22 protein-coding genes are annotated in these 22,701 nt (G+C 70.3%); 14 read left to right on the plus strand and 8 right to left on the minus strand.

Annotation, left to right across the window (positions count from 1 at the left end):
• Positions 1-21 precede the first annotated feature (21 nt).
• The gene (locus AB0F61_RS25490; RefSeq protein ID WP_357814184.1) at positions 22-573 is read left to right on the plus strand and encodes a Uma2 family endonuclease; all 552 of its coding nucleotides are present in this window, start codon (positions 22-24) and stop codon (positions 571-573) included.
• A gap of 126 nt (positions 574-699) precedes the next feature.
• Complete coding sequence (locus AB0F61_RS25495; RefSeq protein ID WP_357814187.1) at positions 700-1,452, plus strand: GH25 family lysozyme; 753 nt, start codon at positions 700-702, stop codon at positions 1,450-1,452.
• Between the two features lie 81 nt (positions 1,453-1,533).
• Here the strand turns inward: AB0F61_RS25495 and AB0F61_RS25500 are convergent, their stop codons facing one another.
• The gene (locus AB0F61_RS25500; protein ID WP_357814190.1) at positions 1,534-1,767 is read right to left on the minus strand and encodes a hypothetical protein; all 234 of its coding nucleotides are present in this window, start codon (positions 1,765-1,767) and stop codon (positions 1,534-1,536) included.
• A gap of 87 nt (positions 1,768-1,854) precedes the next feature.
• Positions 1,855-3,846, minus strand: coding sequence for a protein kinase (locus tag AB0F61_RS25505; RefSeq protein ID WP_357814192.1), 1,992 nt, complete (start codon positions 3,844-3,846; stop codon positions 1,855-1,857).
• Between the two features lie 90 nt (positions 3,847-3,936).
• On the opposite strand from AB0F61_RS25505, the gene AB0F61_RS25510 reads away from it, so the two are divergent.
• Together AB0F61_RS25510 and AB0F61_RS25515 are read left to right on the plus strand one after the other, a co-directional pair.
• Positions 3,937-4,131, plus strand: coding sequence for an acyl-CoA carboxylase subunit epsilon (locus AB0F61_RS25510; RefSeq protein ID WP_357814195.1), 195 nt, complete (start codon positions 3,937-3,939; stop codon positions 4,129-4,131).
• A gap of 87 nt (positions 4,132-4,218) precedes the next feature.
• Positions 4,219-4,677 (plus strand): hypothetical protein, encoded by a 459-nt coding sequence (locus AB0F61_RS25515; RefSeq protein WP_357814198.1) that lies wholly within the window; start codon positions 4,219-4,221, stop codon positions 4,675-4,677.
• A gap of 74 nt (positions 4,678-4,751) precedes the next feature.
• On the opposite strand, the gene AB0F61_RS25520 is transcribed toward AB0F61_RS25515, so the two are convergent.
• On the minus strand, positions 4,752-5,216 hold the full coding sequence (locus tag AB0F61_RS25520) for a hypothetical protein (protein WP_357814200.1): 465 nt from the start codon (positions 5,214-5,216) through the stop codon (positions 4,752-4,754).
• A gap of 842 nt (positions 5,217-6,058) precedes the next feature.
• Between AB0F61_RS25520 and AB0F61_RS25525 the strand changes: the two genes are divergently transcribed.
• The 3 genes from AB0F61_RS25525 (at position 6,059) to AB0F61_RS25535 (ending at position 8,703) form a co-directional block, all read left to right on the plus strand.
• On the plus strand, positions 6,059-7,225 hold the full coding sequence (locus tag AB0F61_RS25525; RefSeq protein ID WP_357814203.1) for a S8 family serine peptidase: 1,167 nt from the start codon (positions 6,059-6,061) through the stop codon (positions 7,223-7,225).
• 159 nt (positions 7,226-7,384) lie between these two features.
• On the plus strand, positions 7,385-8,053 hold the full coding sequence (locus AB0F61_RS25530) for a Maf family protein (protein WP_357814205.1): 669 nt from the start codon (positions 7,385-7,387) through the stop codon (positions 8,051-8,053).
• Positions 8,050-8,703, plus strand: coding sequence for an O-methyltransferase (locus tag AB0F61_RS25535; RefSeq protein ID WP_357814208.1), 654 nt, complete (start codon positions 8,050-8,052; stop codon positions 8,701-8,703). The genes AB0F61_RS25530 and AB0F61_RS25535 overlap by 4 nt, the downstream gene beginning before the upstream one ends.
• A 133-nt stretch (positions 8,704-8,836) precedes the next feature.
• Here the strand turns inward: AB0F61_RS25535 and AB0F61_RS25540 are convergent, their stop codons facing one another.
• The 3 genes from AB0F61_RS25540 to AB0F61_RS25550 all read right to left on the minus strand — a co-directional run bounded on the left by AB0F61_RS25540 (position 8,837) and on the right by AB0F61_RS25550 (position 11,303).
• Positions 8,837-9,592: an ABC transporter permease gene (locus tag AB0F61_RS25540; protein ID WP_357814211.1), complete on the minus strand. Its 756-nt coding sequence runs from the start codon at positions 9,590-9,592 to the stop codon at positions 8,837-8,839.
• Between the two features lie 18 nt (positions 9,593-9,610).
• The gene (locus AB0F61_RS25545) at positions 9,611-10,570 is read right to left on the minus strand and encodes an ATP-binding cassette domain-containing protein (RefSeq protein WP_357814213.1); all 960 of its coding nucleotides are present in this window, start codon (positions 10,568-10,570) and stop codon (positions 9,611-9,613) included.
• Between the two features lie 121 nt (positions 10,571-10,691).
• The gene (locus AB0F61_RS25550; RefSeq protein WP_357814315.1) at positions 10,692-11,303 is read right to left on the minus strand and encodes a PadR family transcriptional regulator; all 612 of its coding nucleotides are present in this window, start codon (positions 11,301-11,303) and stop codon (positions 10,692-10,694) included.
• A 139-nt stretch (positions 11,304-11,442) separates the two neighbouring features.
• Here AB0F61_RS25550 and AB0F61_RS25555 point away from each other — a divergent pair, with 139 nt between their 5' ends.
• Both AB0F61_RS25555 and AB0F61_RS25560 read left to right on the plus strand, forming a co-directional pair.
• Complete coding sequence (locus AB0F61_RS25555) at positions 11,443-13,191, plus strand: biotin carboxylase N-terminal domain-containing protein (protein WP_357814215.1); 1,749 nt, start codon at positions 11,443-11,445, stop codon at positions 13,189-13,191.
• 112 nt (positions 13,192-13,303) lie between these two features.
• On the plus strand, positions 13,304-14,743 hold the full coding sequence (locus AB0F61_RS25560) for a GuaB1 family IMP dehydrogenase-related protein (RefSeq protein WP_357814218.1): 1,440 nt from the start codon (positions 13,304-13,306) through the stop codon (positions 14,741-14,743).
• Between the two features lie 37 nt (positions 14,744-14,780).
• Here AB0F61_RS25560 and AB0F61_RS25565 read toward each other — a convergent pair whose 3' ends face one another.
• Positions 14,781-15,341 (minus strand): TetR/AcrR family transcriptional regulator, encoded by a 561-nt coding sequence (locus tag AB0F61_RS25565; protein ID WP_357814221.1) that lies wholly within the window; start codon positions 15,339-15,341, stop codon positions 14,781-14,783.
• A gap of 84 nt (positions 15,342-15,425) precedes the next feature.
• Between AB0F61_RS25565 and AB0F61_RS25570 the strand changes: the two genes are divergently transcribed.
• The 4 genes from AB0F61_RS25570 to AB0F61_RS25585 all read left to right on the plus strand — a co-directional run bounded on the left by AB0F61_RS25570 (position 15,426) and on the right by AB0F61_RS25585 (position 20,176).
• The gene (locus AB0F61_RS25570; RefSeq protein ID WP_357814224.1) at positions 15,426-15,872 is read left to right on the plus strand and encodes a DoxX family membrane protein; all 447 of its coding nucleotides are present in this window, start codon (positions 15,426-15,428) and stop codon (positions 15,870-15,872) included.
• Positions 15,873-15,897: 25 nt separating this feature from the next.
• On the plus strand, positions 15,898-16,380 hold the full coding sequence (locus AB0F61_RS25575; RefSeq protein WP_357814227.1) for a MarR family transcriptional regulator: 483 nt from the start codon (positions 15,898-15,900) through the stop codon (positions 16,378-16,380).
• Positions 16,374-18,107 carry an ABC transporter ATP-binding protein gene (locus tag AB0F61_RS25580; RefSeq protein WP_357814229.1) on the plus strand — a complete coding sequence of 578 codons (1,734 nt, stop codon included), beginning with the start codon at positions 16,374-16,376 and terminating at the stop codon, positions 18,105-18,107. The genes AB0F61_RS25575 and AB0F61_RS25580 overlap by 7 nt, the downstream gene beginning before the upstream one ends.
• A gap of 146 nt (positions 18,108-18,253) precedes the next feature.
• Complete coding sequence (locus AB0F61_RS25585) at positions 18,254-20,176, plus strand: ABC transporter ATP-binding protein (RefSeq protein ID WP_357814318.1); 1,923 nt, start codon at positions 18,254-18,256, stop codon at positions 20,174-20,176.
• A gap of 51 nt (positions 20,177-20,227) precedes the next feature.
• Here the strand turns inward: AB0F61_RS25585 and thrS are convergent, their stop codons facing one another.
• Positions 20,228-21,457, minus strand: coding sequence for a threonine--tRNA ligase (thrS, locus tag AB0F61_RS25590; RefSeq protein ID WP_357814232.1), 1,230 nt, complete (start codon positions 21,455-21,457; stop codon positions 20,228-20,230).
• A 520-nt stretch (positions 21,458-21,977) separates the two neighbouring features.
• Here thrS and AB0F61_RS25595 point away from each other — a divergent pair.
• Positions 21,978-22,598: a DedA family protein gene (locus AB0F61_RS25595; RefSeq protein WP_357814234.1), complete on the plus strand. Its 621-nt coding sequence runs from the start codon at positions 21,978-21,980 to the stop codon at positions 22,596-22,598.
• Positions 22,599-22,701 lie beyond the last annotated feature (103 nt).

Consider the following 22,701-nt stretch of genomic DNA (forward strand, 5'->3'; position numbering starts at 1 on the left):
TGAAGCGGGAGGTGAACGCCGATGAGCGCGGAACCCCTGGGACACCATGTCGGGCTCTGGACCGAGGCCGACTACCTCGCCCTGGGTGAGACCCCGGACCGGATCGAGCTGCTCGACGGGAGCCTGATCGTGAGCCCTGCCCCGAGCAAGCGGCACCAGTTGGTGTCCTGGGAACTCGTCTACAGCCTGCGTCGAGCGATGCGACCACACCCCCTCCTCGTCTTCGAGGCCGTCAACGTACGGCTCGGGGTGGATCGGATCGTCATCCCCGATGTTGTTGTCGCGGACACCGACGACGAGGGCACGGCGGTGGAGGCCGCCGAGGTGGTGCTCGTCTGCGAGATCGTCTCGCCCGGCAACGCCGCCGCCGACCGGCTGGTCAAGATGCAGCTCTACGCCATCGCGCGAATTCCCTGGTATCTGCTGGTCGAGCAGGACGGCGAGGGTCACTCGCTGCGGCTGTACCGGCTGGACGGTGAGCACTACGTCGAGGACCAGGTGGCCAAGGCCGGCGAGATGCTGAGCGTCGTCGAGCCGTTCCGCTGGCAGCTCGACCCGGCCACCCTGCGCTGACCGGTCGGACTCCGGCCAACTGGAGGACTGACGCCCGTCGATGAAACTTTCTTCAACAACTCTTGTGATCTAGGGCAGTTACCTCCAAAGATGGTTGTCGATAGAGCGTCGTCCTTGGAGGCATTCATGGCCCGTACCTCGTCATCGCTGCGCCGCGCACTCGCGGCCGGCCTCACCGTCCTCGCCACCGCGGCGGCGGCCCTGGTCGCGACCGCCGGACCGGCGGCCGCCGCCACCACAGCCGGCATCGACGTGTCCCGCTACCAGGGCAGCATCAACTGGACAAGCGTCCGCAACGCGGGCATCGAGTTCGCCTTCATCAAGGCAACCGAGGGCACCACCTACAAGGACCCCAACTTCAACGCCAACTACGTCAACGCGTACAACGCCGGGGTGATCCGCGGGGCGTACCACTTCGCCCGGCCCAACATCTCCGCCGGCTCCACCCAGGCCAACTACCTGGCCTCCAACGGCGGCGCCTGGTCGGCGGACAGCCGCACCCTCCCGGCGGCCCTGGACATCGAGGGCAACCCGTACGCCGGCGGCTACTGCTACGGGCTCAGCACCACCGGGATGCGCAATTGGGTGCAGGACTTCCTGAACACCTACCGCTCCCGCACCGGCCGGTACGCCGTCATCTACACCACCACGAGCTGGTGGAACCAGTGCACCGGCAGCTGGACCGGCCCGTGGGCGAACCACCCGCTCTGGCTGGCCCGCTGGTCGAGCACCCCGGGAGCCCTGCCGGCCGGCGCGTCGGTGTGGAGCTTCTGGCAGTACACAAGCACCGGCGTCGTCTCCGGAATCAGCGGCAACGTGGACCGCAACTACTGGAACGGTGACCGCAGTCGACTGATCGCGCTTGCCAACAACACCTGATCGGGCCGTTGGCGGCAGCGGGATCGACTGTCACCTCACGGTCGACAGTCGGTCCGGCTGCCGCCACACACCGGGTGCGGGTCAGGCCCGCCGTCGGCTCATCGCCGGCACCATCACCGGAGCATCCTCGCGGACCAGCGCGCCCCGCCGGCTGAGCCGCCGGACGCCCACCGCACCAACCGTGATGGCAACGACGCCCAACAGCGCGACGAGTACCGGAAGCCCAACGCTGATCAGCAGCAGTGCCACATCGCCGAGTGCGACGAGCATCCACAGTGCCAGCCGGGGCCGGGCGTTCCTGTATCGGTAACCCATGTCGCACCTCCCTCCGTCGTTGGAGATCAGATACCCCGAACGACGCAAGAACATGCGAGAGAGGTTCGCGCAGGTGCGGAACGCGGGTCAGTTGACCCGGTCGGGCTTGAAGCCCTTGACGATCTGGTCGAAGTTGGCGAGGTTGGCCTGCCAGTCCTTCTCCGCGATCTCCCACCGGATGGCGTAACCCCGGTTGGTGGCGGTCACGAAGCCCCGGTTGCGCACGTGGATGCGGGTGCCGTCCCGGGTCTCCAGCCACTCCCAGTCGGCGCAGGTCCGGTACCAGTCGCAGGCCTTGATGCTGCCCACCAACTGATAGTTCTTGACCAGGCTCTTGCGGTACGGTTCCTTCTCCTTCCAGTCGGCGACCGCGTCCTTCTCCGGGCTGGAGGTCCACTGGACCAGCAACTTGCCAGGCCCGCCGGACTGGTTGAAGATGGCCGTGTCCGAGCTGGTCTGACGGCCGCTCCAGCCGGGTGGGAGCGGAATGGAGAGGGTCGGCCCCTCGTACAGCTTCCAACCCGCCGGCAGCGCGTTCGGGTCGGTCGACGGCGTGGCCGAGGGCGACGCACTCGGTACGCCCGTGGTGGGCGGAGGCGCCGCCGGAGCCGAGGACTGCGCCGGCGCCGACGTCGCGGCCGCCCCGGTCGTCGGGTCGGCCTGCGGGCTCTCGTTGTCGTCGCCCTTGGTCAGCATCGGCACGATCACCACGAGGCCGACCAACAGCAGGGCCACCAGCGCCCCGATCAGCACATTGCGCCGGGTGTTGTTCGGCTTCGCACCGTCGAACACCGGCACCGCCGCGCGCCCGGCCGGACTCACCGGGGGCATCACCGACGTGGGAGTCGAGGGTTTGCGCTGCTCCGGCGCCACCGGCGGCCCGTCGACGGCCGTCGGCTCGTCGTCGTCGTTCGTCGTACCGTCGTCGGGGTTGTCGTTGGCGGCGGCCACCGTCGCGGTCGGGTCGGCCTCCGGCGTGGCCGGACGGTCGATGGTCGCGGTCGGCTCGGCCGGCACCGTCGCCGTGGGCTCGGCGTCCGCGCCGGCGGGCACAACCTCCGTCGGCGTCGCGTCGACAGCTGCCGTCCCGGCCGCAGCGGCGGCGACCGGAGGCGGGGTACGCGGCGCAGGCGGCGACACCGGACGGGCGGCGCTCTCCTCGGCAGGTCGCGGTGCCGGCACCACCGGCGGGCGCGGCTCGCGCGGACCATTCGGCCCCGGCCGGCGTACGCCATCCAGCAGCGAGATCCCGCGCGCACGCTTGCCACCGGCGCGGCGCAGCAGGCGTTCCGCCACCTCGGCGGTGATCCGCTCGTTCGGGTCCTTGCGGAGCAGCCCGTTGAGCACGGCCTTGAGCGGACCGGCGTTCTTCGGCGGCGGAATCGGCTCGGTGGCCAGCGCCGCGAGGGTGCCGATCGCCGACGGCCGGGCGTAGGGCGACTTGCCCTCGACCGCCGCGTAGAGCGTCGCGCCCAACGACCAGAGGTCCGCCTCCGGGCCGGCGGTGCCGTCCCGGGCCCGCTCCGGCGAGATGTACGCCGGTGAGCCGAGAACCATGCCGGTGCGGGTCACATTGGGGTCGCCCGGGATCGTGGCGAGACCGAAATCGGTGAGCACCACCCGGCCGTCCTCGCCCAGCAGCACGTTGCCGGGCTTGACGTCACGGTGCATGACGCCCGCCTTGTGCGCGGCACTCAGCGCACCCAGCACGCCGAGGCCGATCTCCACCGTGCGGGCCACCGACACGGGCCCATCTTCGGCGAGAGTGTCCTGCAACGACTTCGACGCCACGTACTCCATGACGATCCACGGGTCACCATCGGTGCGCAGCACGTCGAAGATGCGCACGACGTTCGCGTGGTTGAGCCGGGCGATGGCCCGCGCCTCCCGCAACGAGCGTTCGCGCATCTCACGGCGCTCCTCGTCGGTGAGACCCGGCGGCGGCACCAACTCCTTGATGGCGACGTCGCGGTGCAGCACCTCGTCGCGCGCCTTCCACACCCGGCCCATGCCGCCCTGGCCGAGCGGCGACAGAAGCCGGTATCGGTCAGCGACAAGTTGGGGAAGCGCGTTCGACATCGCTGAGACGGTACCCGGACCCGCCGACGCTCACACCGCCGGCACGCCACTGTGCGCTTCCCGTAACTTCGCGCCGCGTACCCTGGCTTCATGTCTGCCGAAGAGCCGCTGTTCCGGGTCGTCCGGGGCGTGCCCACCGCGGAGGAACTGGCCGCCCTGGTGGGGGCGATCATCGTGCGATCCCGCCCCGCCGCCGCGCCCACGCCGACCACCACGTCCGCCTGGGCACGCAGCGGCCGGCCGGCCAGCTCCGGCGGGTGGCGCAGCGCCGGCCTGCCTCGCTGACCCGACCCGCGGGCGGGGGCTGCCAGGGGTGCGTGCAGCCGTTACCCTCACTCAGGGAGACGGAGTCGTGACAGCTAGGGAGGACCCGTGATCCCCGAAGAGGACCGGCCAGCGCCCTGGCTACGCGGTTACGGCGGCATCGAAGCCGACATCAGCCAGCTCAGAGAGTTCGCCGACCGGCTCGCCGCCGAAGTCGAGAGCAACTACGCGCCGCACCTTCCGTACATCGCCGAAGACATGTCCGCGCGGCTACCCAACCCGTGCGACGCCTTCGTCGAGCTGGTCACGTTCCTGCACGCGCACCACGAGACGCAACAGGCCACCGCCGACATGGTCTACGCCGTCCGCGGCGCCACCGGTCACCTCGCCGCCGCCGCCGACCAGGTCGCCACCCGGTACGCCGACAGCGACGCCTTCACCGCCGCCCGAGTGGTGGACGTGCGACAGGCCCTCGCCGACCCAACCAGCATGCTGCCCGGCGGCCCCACACCGATGCTGACCGACCCGACCGGCGCCGACACCGAAGGCCCGGTGGTGCTGCCATGATCGAACGGGGCAGCGGCCGCACCTCCGGCCTCACCGACTGGCACCTGATGGACGTCAACAGCATGTGGGCCTGCCTACAGGACCACGACACCGACAACCACTGGAAACAGGTCGCCGGCTGGCGCAAGGTCTGCGACCTGGCGCAAACCCACCTCAGCCGCCTCCAGGAATACCGACGCGGCCTCGCCGCGGCCTGGCCACCCGAAACCAGCGCCGCCTCCAGCACCTACCTGGCCGAACTCGACGAGCTGATCGACAAGGTGCAGCGCACCCACAACGCCGCCGCCGCGAACTACACCGCGCTCTCCGCCGCCACCCAGGCCATCGGCACCACCCGCGCCGCACTCCGCAAGATCCACGAGGAGTACGCGACCAAGTCCCAACAAAAGCAGGCGTACGAGTCGATGGCCGCCGACCCGAAGGCGGTGATGGGCAACCGGGTCACCGAAGCGCCGGTCACCGATGTTGACCTGGAGCGGCTCAATGTTCAGGCACGGGCCGCGATGTTCAGCCTCAGCGGCGAACTCCAACAAGCCCAAGCAACCCTCCAAAAACCACCAGCCGCGCCACCACGCCCGAGGCGGGACCCGTCAAGCCCCGATGCTTACGGCTCCACCGCTCCTGTAATCCCCCCAATTCTGCCGATGCCCATGGTCGTTGACGCGGCCCCTCATTCGCTCCGGCCTAGTTCACCAAATGTCCAGCAACCGGCCCAGACAGCCCCAGCGATAGGACCGGTACTTGGCGGCGCCAGCACCGGAGTCGCGCCGACTCCGGCGAGCGCGGGAGCACCCCCGGCTGGAGCGTCAACCCCAGCGTCCGGCATCGGGTCCACAGCACCGCTGCCACCGGGGCCGATAGCTCATTCCCCAACTGCACCCTCGCGCAAGCCACCTACAATCACCAGTCGGCCGCTTAACGGGAACAACAACGTTGTCTCGCACATACCGCCGCCAACGACACGATCAACGCCGTCAAGTGGCCTTATTGGTGGCACTCCTGGCCTCGGGATCGGTCAGCCTGTAGCCGGATCCGGCTCGACGCGAAAAGTGAATCCGATCGGCGGTGTAATCGGCGGCGGTGGCGCCGGGACCACGCCGACCGGCGGTGCAGGCTCCCGCCCGGGCGGAGGTCGGAGCCTAGCCGGAGGACAGCCGCTTCCGCCGCTGGGTGGCGCTCCCGGCTTTGGTGGCACTGCCACCTCCGGCCCAGGCGCCAGCTACCTGCCTGGTCGCCCCAATAGAAACGGACAAGACGAAGAACGGCGCAGCTGGGACCCTGACCATCCTTGGGAGACTGACCAGGGGGTAGAGCCTGTCGTCCGCCCCCCTGAGGAACAAGGCCCGCATGACCCTGGTCCAGCTATCGGCTTTAATAGGTAATGGGATCAACCAGACAGGCTTCCAGATTATTGGCGGTCAGCCTATCGATAACGCTGTCCACAATATTTCCCGTCGAAGGAAGCGCTCAAGCCCCGCGCCAGCCACCCGGCGAGATTGAACGTATCAGATCCGATCAATGGCATCTCGAATATCTCAAAGCCTTCGATGCCCAACGCATCTCCCGGGGGGCGGGAGTAACCGTTGCAGTCCCAGATACCGGCGTTCAACCACACCCCGACCTTCATAGGAACCTCCTTTCAGGAGCTGACATCATCGATGACGGCAATGGCAACGGCCAGAACGACCAGAACAGCCACGGCACTGGCATGGCCGGTTTAATTGCCGCACATGGACAAGGGGGCACGTTGGGCGCTCTAGGAATAGCCCCAGAAGCGCACATCCTGCCCATTCGAGATACACCCGTCGATGGTCAAGGGGAACCCGACAAACTCGCTGCTGGCATTAGCTTCGCCATCCGCAACGGAGCGGACATAATCAGCATATCCTCAGTAGGTGGCGCCGGAATTCCATTACAACAATCAATCAAGACAGCACTCGCGGCGGACGTAGTAGTGGTGGCCTCGGCTGGCAATCATCCACAGGATGCCGCAGTTGGTTATCCCGCATCCGAGGATGGAGTGATCGCTGTCGGCGGAATCGACCGAGACGGGAACCGCGCGGCCGTTTCGGTGACCGGCCCGGAGATTGACGTGGTTGCGCCTGCGGTCGACATCTACAGCACGAGTATCGACGGCAAGTACCGCAAAGGCACTGGAACGTCGGACGCGACAGCGATTGTGGCGGGGGCGGCCGCGTTGATTCGGTCCAAGTATCCGTACCTGCCGGCGCGGGAGGTGGCGCACCGGCTCACGGCGACGGCGATCGACAAGGGTGCGCCTGGGCGTGACGACGAGTACGGCTATGGCGTGATCGATCTGGTGGCGGCGCTGACGGCGGACGTACCGCCGCTGGGGTTTGAATCTGTGGGCGCGTCGGCTGGTGCTGGCCCGACGACGGCTGGTGCTCAGCCGGGTGACGACGAGGATGGTGCGACGGCGCGTGGCCTGGCCACCCTCGGGGTGATCTTGGCTGCTGGGGTCGGATGGGCAGTGGTGGCGCGGCGGCGTCGGCGCGGTGATGATCCGCCGCCCAGGATTAGTCGCTGATTGGTCGGCGATGGGGCGATCGACTCGGGTTCCTTGATGTTGCGGTGTCCGCGACGGTGGGATACCGCGATTTCAGCAAGGGCGAGTTGATCACGGCTGGCGTCCGGTCGGGGGCGCGTCGATCAGCCCGGGGGGTGGTTAGCCGGTAACGTCGGATGGGTGTCTGAAACTCTGCCGCTCCGCCTCGTGCTCGCCTCGGCGAGCCCTGCTCGTCGCAAGATCCTCCACGCTGCCGGAATTGAGCCAGACGTGCTGGTCAGCGGGGTGGACGAGTCGCTTGTGGTGACCGATCGGGCTGAGGAGTTGTGCCTGGAGTTGGCGCGGCTCAAGGCGCAGGCGGTGTTGACCCGGCTGAGCCCCGGCGCCGGCCAGCGGACGCTGGTGATCGGCTGCGACTCCGTGCTCGCGTTCGACGGGGAGATCCTCGGTAAGCCGACGGACCCGGCCGACGCCACCCGGCGGTGGCTGCGGATGCGGGGGCGCAGCGGCGTTCTGCACAGCGGGCACTGCCTCATCGACGTTTCCGCCGGGCGGCGCGCGGAGGCGGTCGCCTCGACCACTGTCCACTTCGCGGACATCAGCGACGACGAGATCGCGGCGTACGTGGCCAGTGGTGAGCCGCTGGCGGTGGCCGGCGCGTTCACCATCGACGGGTTGGGCGGGCCGTTCGTGGAGCGGATCGAGGGTGACCCGGGGACCGTGGTCGGGCTGTCGATGCCGCTGCTGCGTCGACTCCTCGCGGAACTCGACCTTCAGATCACCGACCTGTGGACGAAGGTCGCGCCCGGCGGCCAGTCGGTCGAGCCGGTCGGTAACGTCCGGTCATGACCACCAAGTCGATACCGCTGACTGACGAACTGCACTCCTACCTGGTCGCCCACGGCTCCCCGCCGGACGAGATCATTCGGGACCTGGCCGAGGAGACCCGGTCGGTGCTGCCCGAACACGCCACCATGCAGGTGGCACCGGAGCAGGCCGCCTTCCTGACGTTCCTCACCCGGCTGCTCGACGTACGGCAGGCTGTCGAGGTCGGCACGTTCACCGGGCTCTCGTCGCTGGCGATCGCCCGCGGGCTGCCCGAGGGCGGGCGGCTGACCTGCTTCGACATCTCGGAGGAGTTCACCGGGATCGCCCGGCGCTACTGGGCTCGGGCCGGCGTGCAGGACCGGATCGAGCTGCGTATCGGCCCGGCCGGGGAGACGTTGCGGGAGTTGCCGCACGAGCGCCACCTGGACTTTGCGTTCATCGACGCCGACAAGACGGGCTACCCGGTCTACTGGGCCGAGTTGGTGCCCCGGATGCGGCCCGGTGGAGTGATCGCTGTTGACAACGTCCTGCGCGGCGGACGGATCGTCGCACCGCAGAACGAGGGCGATCGGGCGATCGCCGCCTTCAACGATGAGGTGCTGGCCGACGTACGGGTGGACCCGGTGATGCTGCCGATCGCGGACGGCCTCACCCTCGCCCGGGTGCGCTGAGCGGCGACGCCCGACCGCTTTGATCCTCTCGAGTTCCTGGAAGTCGCGGCATCCCACGCGGTAGGACACCCCGACTTCCAGGAAACCGAGTCGATCAAGGCCAGGGCCGCCGGTCGATCAAGGCCAGGTTGCGTCAGCGGACGCTGCGGGCGAACTGGCGGGCGGCCCAGTAGACGCCCAGCGCGGCGAGCACCGCGGTGATGCTGAGGCCCTGCCACACCTTGTCGCTGCCCAGGTCACCGGCGAAGAGCGCCCGGGTGCCGTCGACCGCCCAGGAGAACGGGTTCCAGTCGGCGATGCCCTGCAACCAGCCGGGGGCGAAGGTGAGCGGGAGCAGGATGCCGGACAGCAACAGCACCGGCTGCGCGACCGTGTTCATCAGGGGGGCCAGCGCGTCCTCGCTCTTGACCTTGAGAGCGACGCCGTAGGAGACGGCCGAGGTCATGAGGGCGATCAGGGCGAGCATGAGGTACGCCAACAGCAGGTCCCCGATGAACACCCGCAGGTCGAACAGGAGCGCCAGCAGGGTGATGATGACCGCCTGCACGACGAGCGACACGACGTCACGCAGCGAGCGACCGAGCAGCAGGGCGAGTCGGCTGATCGGGGTGACCCGGGAGCGCTCGATGACGCCGGCGCGCAGCTCGGCGATCAGGCCGAAGCCCTGGAACAGCCCGCCGAAGATCGCCAGCAGCACCAACAGGCCGGGTACGAAGATCTTGTAGGCGGCGGCCTGGGTGGGCGCGTTCAGGGCCGGCTTGAGCAGCGGGGCGAAGAGCAGCAGGTACATCACCGGCTGGAACACGCCGACGAAGACCCAGACCGGGTTGCGCAGCAGGAGCTGGATCTGCCGCTGGAAGATGAGCCACGTGTCGCGGGCGAATTTCATGAGTCGTCTCTCCGGTGGTCAGGACTCGCGCAGCGAGCGGCCGGTCTTGGTCAGGAAGACGTCGTCCAGGCTGGGTCGGTGCAGCTCGATCGAGCGCAGCTCCAGCCCGGCGTGGTCGAGTCGGCGCAGCACCTGGGGAATGGCGGTGGCGCCCTCGTCGACGTAGAGGCGCAGGCCGCCCTCGTCGATGGTTTCCAGCTTGTTGACGTACGGCTCGGCGTCGAGCACCTGGGCGGCCTGCGGGGTGGCGGCCAGGTCGAGGCCGACAAGCACCACGTCGCCGGAGATCTCGCGCTTGAGCTCGGCCGGCGTGCCTTCGGCCACGACCTCGCCGTGGTCCATGATCGCGATCCGGTCGCAGAGCGCGTCGGCCTCGTCGAGGTAGTGCGTGGTGATGAAGACGGTCATCCCGTCGCCGCGTAGCCGCCGGATCTCGTCCCACATGTGCGCGCGGCTCTGCGGGTCGAGGCCGGTGGTCGGTTCGTCCAGGAAGACGATCTTCGGCTCGTGGATGATGCCGAGCGCGATCTCGACCCGCCGACGTTGACCGCCGGAGTAGGTCTTGCATTTGCGGTCCGCGTACTCGGTGAGCTGGAAGGCGTCCAGCGCGCGGACGGCGCGCTGCTGCGCGTCGGCCTTGCCGATGCCGTACATGCGGGCGTGCAGCACCAGCTCCTCGCGGGCGGTGGACTCGTCCCAGGTGCTGCCGCCCTGCGGGACATAGCCGATCCGCCGACGCACCTCGGCCGGGTCCTTGCGCAGGTCGGCGCCCGCGACTGTGGCGTCGCCGCCGTCCGGCTCGATCAACGTGGCGAGCATCCGGAGGGTCGTCGTCTTGCCGGCGCCGTTCGGGCCGAGGAAGCCGAAGATCTCGCCCTCGGCGACCTTGAGGTCGACGCCCCGCACGGCATCCACCGTCTTTGTCTCTCGACCCGCGCGGGAGCGGAACGACTTCCGCAACCCCCTGGTCTCGATCATCTTTGCTCCTGGTCGTTCGGGCCGGACGCGCCGGCCGTCGAGTGGGACGACGCCGGACGGCGCACTCCCCCGCTGTGCCGTCAGCAGGCTAACGCGATATAGCTTCTATGGTCAACGTTGATTATTTCGCGTTGGAGCCCGGCGGGTCCCCGTCGTTCCCCCAACCCGACCAACCTTCGGCGTTCTCCAGTTCAGCAGGCAGGTACGACACACCGGATTCGATCCGTTCCGCGATCCGCTCGCACCAGCCCAGCTCAGCCTCCGCCCGCTCGGACCAGAGTTCGAACAACCAACCGACGTGCACCGGCTTGCTCTTGCGCATCCAGTCGGACTCCAAGGAGGCGCGCATCGAGGCGACGCTGGCGCGCAGCAGGTTGGCCCGGCTCCGTAGGGCCGCTGCCGCCTCGGAGCGGGGCAGCGCCGGCAGGAAACCGAACGCTGCGGAGAACGGGTCCAGCGGCTCGGACAGCCCCCACCAGAAGCCGCGCAGCAGCGTCTGGAACTCGTCCTCCCCCACCGGCGTCACCTCGTACGTGGTCCGCGCCGGACGGGCACCGACCTGCTCGGTGGCGACGGCCCTGAGCAGCCCTTCCTCGCTGAGCTTGCGCAGGGCGTGGTAGATCGAGCCGGGCTGCACGTTCGCCCACTTGTCGGCGCCCCAGCTCAGCAGCTCGCGGCGCACGTCGTAGCCGTGCACGGGCTGCATCCACCGCACCAGACCGAGGATCATCATTCGAGTCGCAGACACCCAGCAAGCGTAATAGCCAAGTTTGACTATAGTGAGTGCCGCATTCCACACTGAGCGATCGTTAGGGCGACCGAGGCGGCCGATACACTCCCCGTCAGTAACCTGCCGGGGAGGAGCCACGAAGGTGCGCAAGGTACTCATCGCCAACCGGGGCGAGATCGCCGTCCGGGTGATCCGTGCGTGCCGCGACGCCGGCCTGGGCAGCGTCGCCGTGTACGCGGACTCCGACCGCGACGCCCTGCACGCCACCCTCGCGGACGAGGCGTACGCGCTCGGCGGGGACAGCGCGACCGAGACGTACCTGCGCATCGACAAGCTGCTCGACGTCGCCGCACGGGCCGGTGCCGACGCCGTACACCCCGGCTACGGCTTCCTCTCCGAGAACGCCGACTTCGCCCAGGCCGTCATCGACGCCGGGCTGACCTGGATCGGCCCCACCCCGCAGGCGATCCGCGACCTGGGCGATAAGGTGACCGCCCGGCACATCGCGCAGCGCGCCGGCGCTCCGCTGGTCCCCGGCACCCCCGACCCGGTGGCCAGCCCGGACGAGGTGGTGGCGTTCGCCGCCGACCACGGCCTGCCGGTCGCCATCAAGGCCGCCTTCGGCGGTGGCGGGCGCGGTCTCAAGGTCGCCCGGACCATGGAGGAGATTCCGCAGCTCTTCGAGTCGGCCACCCGGGAGGCGGTCGCGGCGTTCGGCCGGGGCGAGTGCTTCGTCGAGCGCTACCTGGACCAGCCCCGCCACGTCGAGGCGCAGGTCCTCGCCGACCAGCACGGCAACGTGATCGTGGTGGGCACCCGGGACTGCTCGCTGCAACGCCGGCACCAGAAGCTCGTGGAGGAGGCCCCCGCGCCGTTCCTCACCGACGCCCAGCGTGCCCAGATCCACGACAGCGCCAAGGCGATCTGCCGGGAGGCCGGCTACCACGGCGCCGGCACCGTCGAATACCTGGTCGGCAGGGACGGCACCATCTCCTTCCTGGAGGTCAACACCCGGCTCCAGGTCGAGCACCCGGTCACCGAGGAGACCGCCGGCATCGACCTGGTCCGCGAGCAGTTCCGGATCGCCGACGGCGAGAAGCTGCGCAACACCGAGGACCCGACACCGCGCGGGCACTCGATCGAGTTCCGGATCAACGGCGAGGACCCGGGCCGCAACTTCCTGCCCGCCCCGGGCACGGTCACCGCGCTGCGGCTGCCCACCGGCCCCGGCGTCCGGGTGGACACCGGCATCTCGGCCGGCGACGTGATCGGCGGCAACTTCGACTCGCTGCTCGCCAAGGTGATCATCACAGGTGAGACGCGGACCGAGGCGCTGGAGCGCGCCCGCCGCGCACTTGACGAGATGGTGGTCGACGGCATGGCCACCGCGCTGCCGTTCCACCGGCTGGTGGTGCGGGACGAGGCGTTCACCGCCGAGCCGTTCACCGTGCACACCAGGTGGATCGAGACGGAGTTCCACAACACCGTGCCGCCGTTCGCCGCCGCCGGCGCCGCCGAGGCGCCGGCCGAGCGCGACACCGTCGTGGTCGAGGTGGGCGGCAAGCGCCTGGAGGTCAGCCTCCCCGCCGGCTTCGGCGGGAGTACGACCACCGCGGCACCCGCCACCCGTAAGCCGGGACGACGCGGGGGCGGGGCCAAGGCGGGCGCCCCGGTCGGTGGCGACGCGCTCACCTCTCCCATGCAGGGCACCATCGTCAAGATCGCGGTGGCGGACGGCGACACGGTGGCCGAGGGCGACCTGGTGGTGGTGCTGGAGGCGATGAAGATGGAGCAGCCGTTGCACGCCCACAAGGCGGGCACGGTCAGCGGGCTCACCGCCGAGGTCGGCGCCGTGATCACCGCCGGCGCTCCCATCTGCACCATCGCCTGACGGAAGGGGCGCCTCGTCCGAAAGGCGTCCCTGCTGACCTCGGGTCGCGCGGCGGGAGTGGTTTGCGGCACCAGGACCGGCACCGGCGGCCCCGAGCGGCAATGATGGGCGGGTGCGGTTCCTTCACGGCGCGGCCCCCGCGCACGATCTGACCTATACCGACGTCTTCATGGCGCCGGCCCGCTCCGACCTGGGTTCCCGGCTCGACGTCGACCTGTCCACCGGTGACGGCACCGGCACCACCATCCCGCTCGTGGTGTCCAACATGACAGCGGTCTCCGGCCGGCGGATGGCCGAGACGGTGGCCCGGCGGGGCGCGATCGCCGTGATCCCGCAGGACATCCCGATCGAGGTGGTGGCGAATGTCGTCGCCTGGGTCAAGCGGCGGCACCTGGTCTACGACACTCCCATCACCCTGGGCCCGACGGAGACCGTGGGTGACGCCATCCACCTGCTGCCCAAGCGCTCGCACGCCGCGGTGATCGTGGTCGACGAGGCCGGCCGGCCGCTGGGCGTGGTCACCGAGGCGGACACCGTGGGTGTTGACCGGTTCGCCCAGCTACGCCACGTGATGTCCACCGAGCTGCACACCGTCCCGGCGGACGCCGACCCCCGTACCGGTTTCGACAGGCTCTCCGCGGGCCGTCGCCGGCTCGCCCCGGTGGTGGACGCCGACGGTCGGCTGGTCGGGGTGCTGACCCGCCAGGGCGCGCTGCGCGCCACTCTCTACACGCCGGCCGTGGACGACCGGGGCCGACTGCGCATCGCTGCCGCCGTCGGGATCAACGGCGACGTGACCGGCAAGGCCGCCGCGCTGCTGGAGGCGGGGGTGGACACCCTGGTCGTGGACACCGCACACGGCCACCAGGCACGGATGATCTCCGCGCTCCAGGCGGTCCGCAAGCTGGACCCGGGGGTGCCGGTGGCAGCCGGCAACGTGGTCACCGCCGAGGGAGTACGCGACCTGGTCGAGGCGGGGGCGGACATCATCAAGGTCGGCGTCGGGCCGGGCGCGATGTGCACCACCCGGATGATGACCGGCGTGGGTCGGCCGCAGTTCTCCGCCGTACTCGACTGCGCGACCGCGGCGCGGCAACTGGGCCGGCACGTCTGGGCCGACGGCGGGGTGCGGCACCCACGGGACGTGGCGCTCGCGCTCGCCGCCGGGGCGTCGAACGTGATGATCGGCTCCTGGTTCGCCGGCACCTACGAGTCCCCCGGCGACCTCTACACCGAGCCGGACGGCCGGCGGTACAAGGAGAGCTTCGGGATGGCCTCGGCTCGGGCGGTCAGTGCCCGTACCGCCGACGACAGCCCCTACGACCGGGCCCGCAAGGCGGTGTTCGAGGAGGGCATCTCGTCGGCGCGGATGTACCTGGACCCGGCCCGACCCGGCGTCGAGGACCTGATCGACGAGATCATCGCCGGGGTGCGCAGCGCCTTCACCTATGCCGGCGCACGAAACCTGACGCAGTTCCACGAGCGGGCGATCGTCGGTGTGCAGAGCGCCGCCGGCTTCACCGAGGGAATGCCGCTGCCCACGAGTTGGTGAGCCGCCGGGCGTGACCCGGTGCCGGCGCGCCGACCGGTCAGGTGCCCAGCCGGCGCAGGACCGCGCGGGCTGCCTCGCGGGGGTCGTCGCCGACGCGCTCGGGCAGCGCGCCCGCCAGCCACAGGGTCGCGAAGCCGTGCGCGATCGACCAGGCGGCGAGCGCGTCCCGGTCGGTGTCGGCGGGCGCACCGCCGGAGGGCAGGGTCGCCACCTGGGACCGCAGCGCGGCACTGGCGCGCTGCCGTGCGGCGATCAGGTCGGGGTCGTCGGCCCGGTACAGCTCCGGCCGGAACATCACCTCGAAGTGTGCGCGGTGTCGGACGGCGAAGTCGACGTACGCCACCCCGGCGGCCAGCAGGTCGTCACCCGCCGCCGCCAACTCCTGGGCCAGCAGGTCGAAGCCCTGGGTGGCGAGCGCGGTGCGCAAGCCGGCCTTGTCGCCGAAGTGGTGCGCGGGTGCGGCGTGCGAGACGCCGGCCCGACGGGCCAGGTCACGCAGGCTCAACGCGGCCTGCCCGTCCTCCTCGATCACGTCGAGCGCGGCGGCGAGCAGGGCGCGACGGAGGTCGCCGTGGTGGTAGCCGCGCGTGTCGGTCATGCCCGGAACTCTATCTTGTCATTGACAAGATGACACCCCGTCGCGCAATCTTGCCAGTGACAAGATTGCTCGAGGAGGTTTCCGATGGCACCCCTGATCGCCCTGATCGTCGGCACCGCACTGGCTCGACTGGCCGGCCTCGCCGGCAGCACCGCACTCGACGGCTGGCACCCCGCACTCCGGGTCGGGTTGGCCCTGCTGTTCGTGCTGACCGGCGTCGCGCACTTCGCCGGCCGGCGCCGCGCCGACCTGATCGCGATGGTTCCGCCACGACTACCCCGCCCGGCCCTGCTGGTCACCCTCACCGGCGTCCTCGAACTGGTCGGCGCCGTCGGGCTGCTGATCCCGGCGACCGCCCGGCTGGCCGCCGCCGGGCTCGCCCTGCTCATGCTCGCGATGTTCCCCGCCAACGTCTCGGCCGCCCGCCGGAAGCTGACCCTCGCCGGACGCCCGGTGACCCCGCTGCCACAGCGCACGGTCCTGCAGATCGTGTTCGTGGCGACGGCCACCGTTATTTCGTTTGGCCCCTGACTATCAGGGGGCTAAGGTGCTTCCCGTGGAACTCGTCACTCTCCAGGATGTGCCGCTCGGCCGGCTGCTGGTGGTGGCCGGGCACCTTGTCGGGCAGCGGTGGAACCGCTACCTCGCCGAGGAGCACGGCCTCACCCAAGCCGGCATGGTGACCCTGATGACGCTCGCGCGACACGGCGAGCTGCCCCACCGGGAGGTCGCCGAAAAGGGCTTCGTCCGCCCGGCCACCCTGACCGGCATCGTGGACACGCTGGTCCGCGAAGGGCTTGTCGAACGGCAGCGCGACGACAGCGACCGGCGCAGCGTGCGCATCGTCCTCACTCCCGCCGGGCGGGAGCGGGTGGCCGCACTCAGCACGCTGATGCACACCGGACGCCCGCTCACCTCCGTCGACGCCGACCCGGCGAAGGCACAGGTGATCCGCGAGTTCCTGCTAGAGGTCATCGGCAGCGGGGACGACCCGCGGATGACCGGCCGCCCTACCGATCCGAAGGACCCGGCGTGCTGATCCGACTGTTGCGCAGCCAACTGCGCACCTACAAACGTCCGTTGCTGGCGGTGGTGCTGCTCCAGTTCGTGGGCACCATGGCCTCGCTCTACCTGCCCAGCCTCAACGCCGACATCATCGACAAGGGCGTGGCGCGGGGCGACACCGACTACATCGTGCACACCGGCGGGTGGATGCTGCTGGTCAGCCTCATCCAGATCGTCTGTTCGATCGCCGCGGTCTACCTGGGCGCGCGCGTCGCGATGGGCTTCGGCCGAGACGTCCGGGCCACGCTGTTCGGGCACGTCAACCGCTTCTCCGCCCGCGAGGTGGCCCGGTTCGGGGCACCCTCGCTGATCACCCGCAACACCAACGACGTCCAACAGGTGCAGATGCTCGTCCTGATGAGCTGCACCATGCTGGTCGCCGCGCCGATCATGAGCGTCGGCGGCGTGGTGATGGCGCTGCGCGAGGACGTCGGGCTCTCCTGGCTGATGCTGGTGAGCGTGCCGGTCCTGGCCGTCACGCTGGGCGCGATCATCCGTCGGATGGTGCCGGGCTTCCGGCTGATGCAGACCCGCATCGACACCGTCAACCGGGTGCTCCGCGAGCAGATCACCGGCATCCGGGTCGTCCGCGCGTTCGTTCGCGAGCCGTACGAGACGAAGCGTTTCGGCGTCGCCAACGCCGACCTGACCGCCACCGCGCTGCGTACCGGCCGGTTGCTGGCGCTGATCTTCCCGGTGGTCATGCTGGTGCTGAACGTCTCCAGCGTGGCGGTGCTCTGGTTCGGCGCGCAGCGGGTGGACGCCAACGCGATCCAGGTCGGCGCGCTCACCGCCTTCCTGCAATACCTGATGCAGATCCTGATGGCCGTGATGATGGCCACCTTCATGCTGATGATGGTGCCCCGGGCCGCGGTCTGCGCCGAACGGATCGTCGAGGTGACGGACACCGACTCCTCGGTGGTCCCCGCCGCCGAGCCGGTGAGCGAGCTGACCACCCGGGCCGAGTTGGAGCTGCGCGGGGTGCGCTTCCAGTATCCCGGCGCGGTCGAGCCGGTGCTGCGGGACGTCTCCTTCCGGGCCACCCCGGGCACCACCACGGCGATCATCGGCAGCACGGGCGCCGGCAAGACGACACTGCTGTCGCTGATCCCCCGCCTGGTCGACGTCACCGCCGGCGCGGTGCTCGTCGACGGGGTGGACGTGCGCGAGCTGGCGCCGGACGAGCTGTGGCGGCGGATCGGCCTGGTGCCGCAGCGGCCGTACCTGTTCACCGGGACGGTCGCCAGCAACCTGCGCTACGGCAACCCGGACGCCACCGACGAGGAGCTGTGGGCGGCACTGGAGATCGCCCAGGCCCGGGACTTCGTGGCCCAGATGCCCGGCGGGCTGGAAGCGCCGATCGCCCAGGGCGGCACCACCGTCTCCGGTGGGCAGCGGCAGCGCCTGGCCATCGCGCGGGCGCTGGTCCGACAGCCGGAGATCTACCTCTTCGACGACTCGTTCTCGGCGCTCGACCTTGGCACCGACGCGCGGCTCAGGGCCGCCCTGCGGCCGATCACCGCGCAGGCCGCGGTGGTGATCGTGGCCCAGCGGGTCTCCACGATCATCGATGCCGACCAGATCATCGTTCTTGAGAACGGAGGGGTCGTCGGAGTGGGACGACACGCGGAACTGTTGGAGACCTGCCCGACGTACGCCGAGATCGTGGCGTCCCAGCAGACGACGGAGGTGGCGGCGTGAGCGAGCGCGACGAGCCGCGCACCGCGGCCGTACCCAGTCAGAAGCCCGGCGGCGAGACCGGGCAGCAACCCGGCGGCGCCGCGGCGACGCCGAAGCGGCTGCCGCCCGGCCGTTCGGGCGGCGGCCCGCCGTGGATGAGTGCCGGGATGCCCGCCGAGAAGTCGATGAACTTCGGGCCGTCGGCCCGACGGTTGCTCGGCCGGCTGCGCTCGCACCGACTGCACCTGGCCGCGATCATCACGTTGGCCGTGGTGAGTGTCGGCTTCAGCGTGGCCGGCCCGAAGATCCTCGGCCACGCCACCGACCTGATCTTCACCGGGGTGATCGGCCGGGACCTGCCCGCCGGCACCACCGCCGACCAGGCCGTCGCCGCGGCGCGGGCCAGCGGCAACGACAGCTTCGCCGACATGCTGGCCCGGATGGACGTGGTGCCCGGCGTGGGCATCGACTTCGACGCCCTGAAGCGGGTGCTGCTGCTGGCGCTCGGGCTCTACCTGGCCGCGAGCGTGCTGTCCTGGTGGCAGGGCTGGCTGCTCAACGGGGTGGTCCAGCGCACCGTGCTGCGGCTGCGCGCCGAGGTGGAGGAGAAGCTCAACAGGCTGCCGCTGCCGTACTTCGACAGGCAGCCCCGCGGCGAGCTGCTCAGCCGGGTCACGAACGACATCGACAACATCTCGACAAGCCTCCAGCAGACGCTGAGTCAACTGCTCACCTCACTGCTGACAGTCGTCGGCGTGCTGGCCGTGATGTTCTGGATCTCACCGCTGCTGGCCCTGGTGGCCCTGGTCGCGGTGCCGCTGTCGGTGCTTGTCACCCAGCGCATCGCCAAGCGCTCGCAGAAGCAGTTCATCGCCCAGTGGACACACACCGGCGAGTTGAACGGCCAGATCGAGGAGGCGTACACCGGCCATGAGCTGGTGAAGGTCTTCGGCCGGCAGCGTGAGGTGGAGGCCGCGTTCCACGCGAAGAACGAGGAGCTGTTCCGAGCCAGCTTCGGGGCGCAGTTCATCTCCGGGATCATCATGCCGTCGATGATGTTCATCGGAAACCTGAGCTATGTGGCGATCGCCGTGGTCGGTGGGCTGCGGGTCGCCTCCGGCACGATGAGCCTGGGCGACGTGCAGGCGTTCATCCAGTACTCCCGACAGTTCACCCAACCGCTCACCCAGCTCGCCTCGATGGCCAACCTGCTCCAGTCCGGGGTGGCGTCGGCCGAGCGGGTCTTCGCGGTGCTCGACGCCGAGGAGCAGACCCCCGACCCGGTCGAGCCGGCCCGGGTCACCGACCCGCACGGGCGGGTCGAGTTCGAGCACGTCTCGTTCCGCTACGAGCCGGACAAGCCGCTGATCGACGACCTGTCACTGGTCGCCGAACCGGGGCACACGGTGGCGATCGTCGGCCCGACCGGCGCCGGCAAGACCACACTCGTCAACCTGGTCATGCGCTTCTACGAGCTGGACGCCGGCCGGATCACGCTCGACGGGGTGGACATCACGACGATGCGCCGCGACGACCTGCGCGGCCGGATCGGCATGGTGCTCCAGGACACCTGGCTCTTCGGCGGCACCATCCGCGACAACATCGCCTACGGGCGGCCGGACGCCACCGAGGAGGAGATCCTCGCCGCGGCTCGGGCCACGTTCGTGGACCGGTTCGTGCGCAGCCTGCCGGACGGCTACGACACGGTCATCGACGAGGAGGGCAGCAACGTCAGCGCCGGCGAGAAGCAGCTCATCACCATCGCCCGCGCGTTCCTCGCCGAGCCGTCGCTGCTGATCCTGGACGAGGCCACCAGCTCGGTGGACACCCGTACCGAGGTGCTGCTGCAACGGGCGATGGCCGCGCTGCGGTCGGACCGGACCAGCTTCGTCATCGCGCACCGGCTCTCCACCATCCGCGACGCCGACCTGATCCTGATGATGGAGAACGGCCGGATCGTCGAGCAGGGCACCCACGAGCAGTTGCTCGCCGCCCACGGCGCGTACCACCGGCTCTACCGCTCCCAGTTCACCGGTGCCGTGGCCGACGAGGAACCGGCCGACCCCGCCGCCCAACCCGCGTCGGTCTGAAAGCGGGTCGCCGCCGTGCGCGCCACGCGAACGACGGCGACCCACCCCGGCTCAGCGGGTGGGCCAGCCGGCCGGGAGCAGCTCCGCGGCGCGGGCGGCGACCTGCCCGCCGATCAGGGCCAGTGCCGCGTCGGCGGGCATCGGGTCCAGGGCTCGGCCGCCGCGCAGGCGCAGCGCGAGGCGTCCGTCCGCCGCCTCCCGGGCACCCAACACCCCGAGGTACGGGACGCGGCGGCGGGCGGCGTCCCGGATCCGGGCACCCAGCGAGCCGGTGCCGTCCACCTCGACCCGCAGGCCGGCGTCGACGGCCCGACGGGCCAGGTCGGCCGCCGCGTCGGCCTGCCCGTCGTCGACCGGCAGCAGCACCAACTGCACCGGCGCGTACCAGGCCGGGAAGGCGCCCTCGTGCACCTCGATCAGGTACGCGAAGAGCCGCTCCATGCTGCCGACGAGGCTGCGGTGCACCAGGACCGGTCGACGCCGGCTGCCGTCCGAGTCGGTGTACGACAGGTCGAACCGTTCCGGCTTGTCGAAGTCGAGCTGGATGGTGGAGATGGTCGACTCCCGGACGGCCGCGTCGACGATCTGAATGTCGATCTTCGGGCCGTAGAAGGCGGCCTCCCCGGGCGCCTCGACGTACTCCACCCCGGCCAGCGCGCCCCGGAGCAGCTCCTCGGCGTGGGCCCACTGGGCGTCGTCGCCGACGTACTTCTCCCCCGGCCCGCGCAGCGACAGCCGGAACCCCGCCGGGCGGACGCCGAGCGCGGCGTGCGCGGCGCGGATCAGTCGGAGGATCTCGACGACCTCCCCGCCCACCTGGTCGGGGGCGCAGAAGGTGTGCGCGTCGTTGAGCGAGATGGCCCGTACCCGGGACAGCCCGCCGAGCACCCCGGAGCGCTCCGAGCGGTACATCCCGCCCAGCTCCGCGATCCGCAGCGGCAGCTCCCGGTAGGAGCGGCCCCGGGCGCGGAAGACCAGGGCGTGGTGCGGGCAGAGCGCGGGCCGGAGCACGAACTCGTCGTCGGCGCTCAGCCGCATCGGCGGAAACATGTCGTCGGCGAAGTAGCCGAGGTGCCCGGAGAGTTCGAAGAGTTCGCGTTTGCCAAGTGGGGGCGAGTAGACGTGCTGGTGGCCGGAGACGCGCTCCAACTCCCGGACGTACTCCTCGACGGCGTGCCGGGCGGCGGCGCCGGCCGGCAGCCAGATCGGCAGGCCGGCGCCGGCAAGCGGATCGGAGACGAAGAGGTCCAGCTCACGGCCGAGCCTACGGTGGTCGATCATGTCGGGCTCCTGGATCGGGTACGACCCGGAGGCGATCTGGGCTCCGAACGGCGCGCGGCCCTCGGGGGCGGATCGCCCCGGGGCCTGGTCGACGGTGGTTACGTCAGAGCGGCGCGCCGGGGATTCCCGGCGTCGTGGTCACCACTACCGCGCTGCGCATACGGCGACCGTACTCGGCGGGCAACCGGGGACGCACCCGGATTTGCGGCGGCGAGCAGAGAGGTGGGCCGCCGGCGCGGGACCCGCCGGCGGCCCTGGCGGCCCGAATCGTCAGGAACGGGGGACCCGACGGGCATGGGCCGCGCCCGTCAACGGTACGCCGACGTACGCCGATCCGCCGACCGGTACCGGACGGGTGAGACGGGCGGCGAACCCGTCACCCGGGATCGGTTGACCTCGTTGTACCTGGGTGGCCCCGGTCGTGTCGACCGTCACGACGGGCCGGGCCTGTCCTCGGTGACGCCGGACACGCCGTCAGGCTCAAGACACCCAATTGGCCGCATCCGGCGAGGTGGCAGGCGTGCCCGAACTACTCACTGACGTCGCATCGCCGACGTGGGCGTACCTGGTGCTGCTCGCCCTGCTGATCGCGGACGCCTTCGTTCCGGTGATACCCACCCAGATCATCATGATCACCAGTGGTGCGCTCACCGTCTACGGCGGGCTCAACCTGCCGGTCACCATCGCCGTCGGCGCACTCGGCGTCTTCGCTGGCGACCTGGCCTGCTACCTGCTCGGACGGGTCGCACCGGACCGGCGGCCGCCCCGGCACGCCGAGCTGAGCCGGGCCCGTCGGATGGCCAGTCGGGTCACCCAGGGGCTCCGACAACCAGGACCGCTTGTCATCCTGCTCTGCCGGTTCGTGCCCGGCGGCCGGATGGCGGCCTGCTTCTCGGCCGGCCGCAGCCGTTACCCGTACCGGCTGTTCGTGCTCTACGAGGCTGTCGCCGCGCTGGGCTGGGCCACCTACGGCGCGCTGGTCGGGCACCTGGGCGGCACCGCGCTCACCGAGTCGGCGTGGCGACTGGTCATCATCGCCACCGCCGCCGCGGCCGGCTTCGCCGCGGCGGGATGGGCGATGACGCTGGTCAGCGCCCGCCACGCCCGCGCCGCCGCCGCGGTCGACGTCCCCATCGACTGAACGGCACGCCCTCCGGACCCGCAAGAGTCGGAGATCTCGGACAGTTTCCGTCAGCGGCTGACGGATACTGTCCAATATTGCCGCGACTGGCGTCCCTCTAGGG

The sequence above is a fragment of the Micromonospora sp. NPDC023888 genome (assembly GCF_040639415.1).
Lineage (GTDB): Bacteria > Actinomycetota > Actinomycetes > Mycobacteriales > Micromonosporaceae > Micromonospora.

Excerpts from the sequence above, each read along its gene's own strand:
- AB0F61_RS25490 (WP_357814184.1), top strand. The coding sequence starts at position 22 with ATGAGCGCGGAACCCCTGGGACACCATGTCGGGCTCTGGACCGAGGCC.
- AB0F61_RS25495 (WP_357814187.1), top strand. The coding sequence starts at position 700 with ATGGCCCGTACCTCGTCATCGCTGCGCCGCGCACTCGCGGCCGGCCTC.
- AB0F61_RS25500 (WP_357814190.1), bottom strand. The coding sequence starts at position 1,767 with ATGGGTTACCGATACAGGAACGCCCGGCCCCGGCTGGCACTGTGGATG.
- AB0F61_RS25505 (WP_357814192.1), bottom strand. The coding sequence starts at position 3,846 with ATGTCGAACGCGCTTCCCCAACTTGTCGCTGACCGATACCGGCTTCTG.
- AB0F61_RS25510 (WP_357814195.1), top strand. The coding sequence starts at position 3,937 with ATGTCTGCCGAAGAGCCGCTGTTCCGGGTCGTCCGGGGCGTGCCCACC.
- AB0F61_RS25525 (WP_357814203.1), top strand. The coding sequence starts at position 6,059 with ATGGGATCAACCAGACAGGCTTCCAGATTATTGGCGGTCAGCCTATCG.
- AB0F61_RS25535 (WP_357814208.1), top strand. The coding sequence starts at position 8,050 with ATGACCACCAAGTCGATACCGCTGACTGACGAACTGCACTCCTACCTG.
- AB0F61_RS25540 (WP_357814211.1), bottom strand. The coding sequence starts at position 9,592 with ATGAAATTCGCCCGCGACACGTGGCTCATCTTCCAGCGGCAGATCCAG.
- AB0F61_RS25545 (WP_357814213.1), bottom strand. The coding sequence starts at position 10,570 with ATGATCGAGACCAGGGGGTTGCGGAAGTCGTTCCGCTCCCGCGCGGGT.
- AB0F61_RS25550 (WP_357814315.1), bottom strand. The coding sequence starts at position 11,303 with ATGATGATCCTCGGTCTGGTGCGGTGGATGCAGCCCGTGCACGGCTAC.
- AB0F61_RS25565 (WP_357814221.1), bottom strand. The coding sequence starts at position 15,341 with ATGACCGACACGCGCGGCTACCACCACGGCGACCTCCGTCGCGCCCTG.
- AB0F61_RS25570 (WP_357814224.1), top strand. The coding sequence starts at position 15,426 with ATGGCACCCCTGATCGCCCTGATCGTCGGCACCGCACTGGCTCGACTG.
- AB0F61_RS25585 (WP_357814318.1), top strand. The coding sequence starts at position 18,254 with ATGCCCGCCGAGAAGTCGATGAACTTCGGGCCGTCGGCCCGACGGTTG.
- thrS (WP_357814232.1), bottom strand. The coding sequence starts at position 21,457 with ATGATCGACCACCGTAGGCTCGGCCGTGAGCTGGACCTCTTCGTCTCC.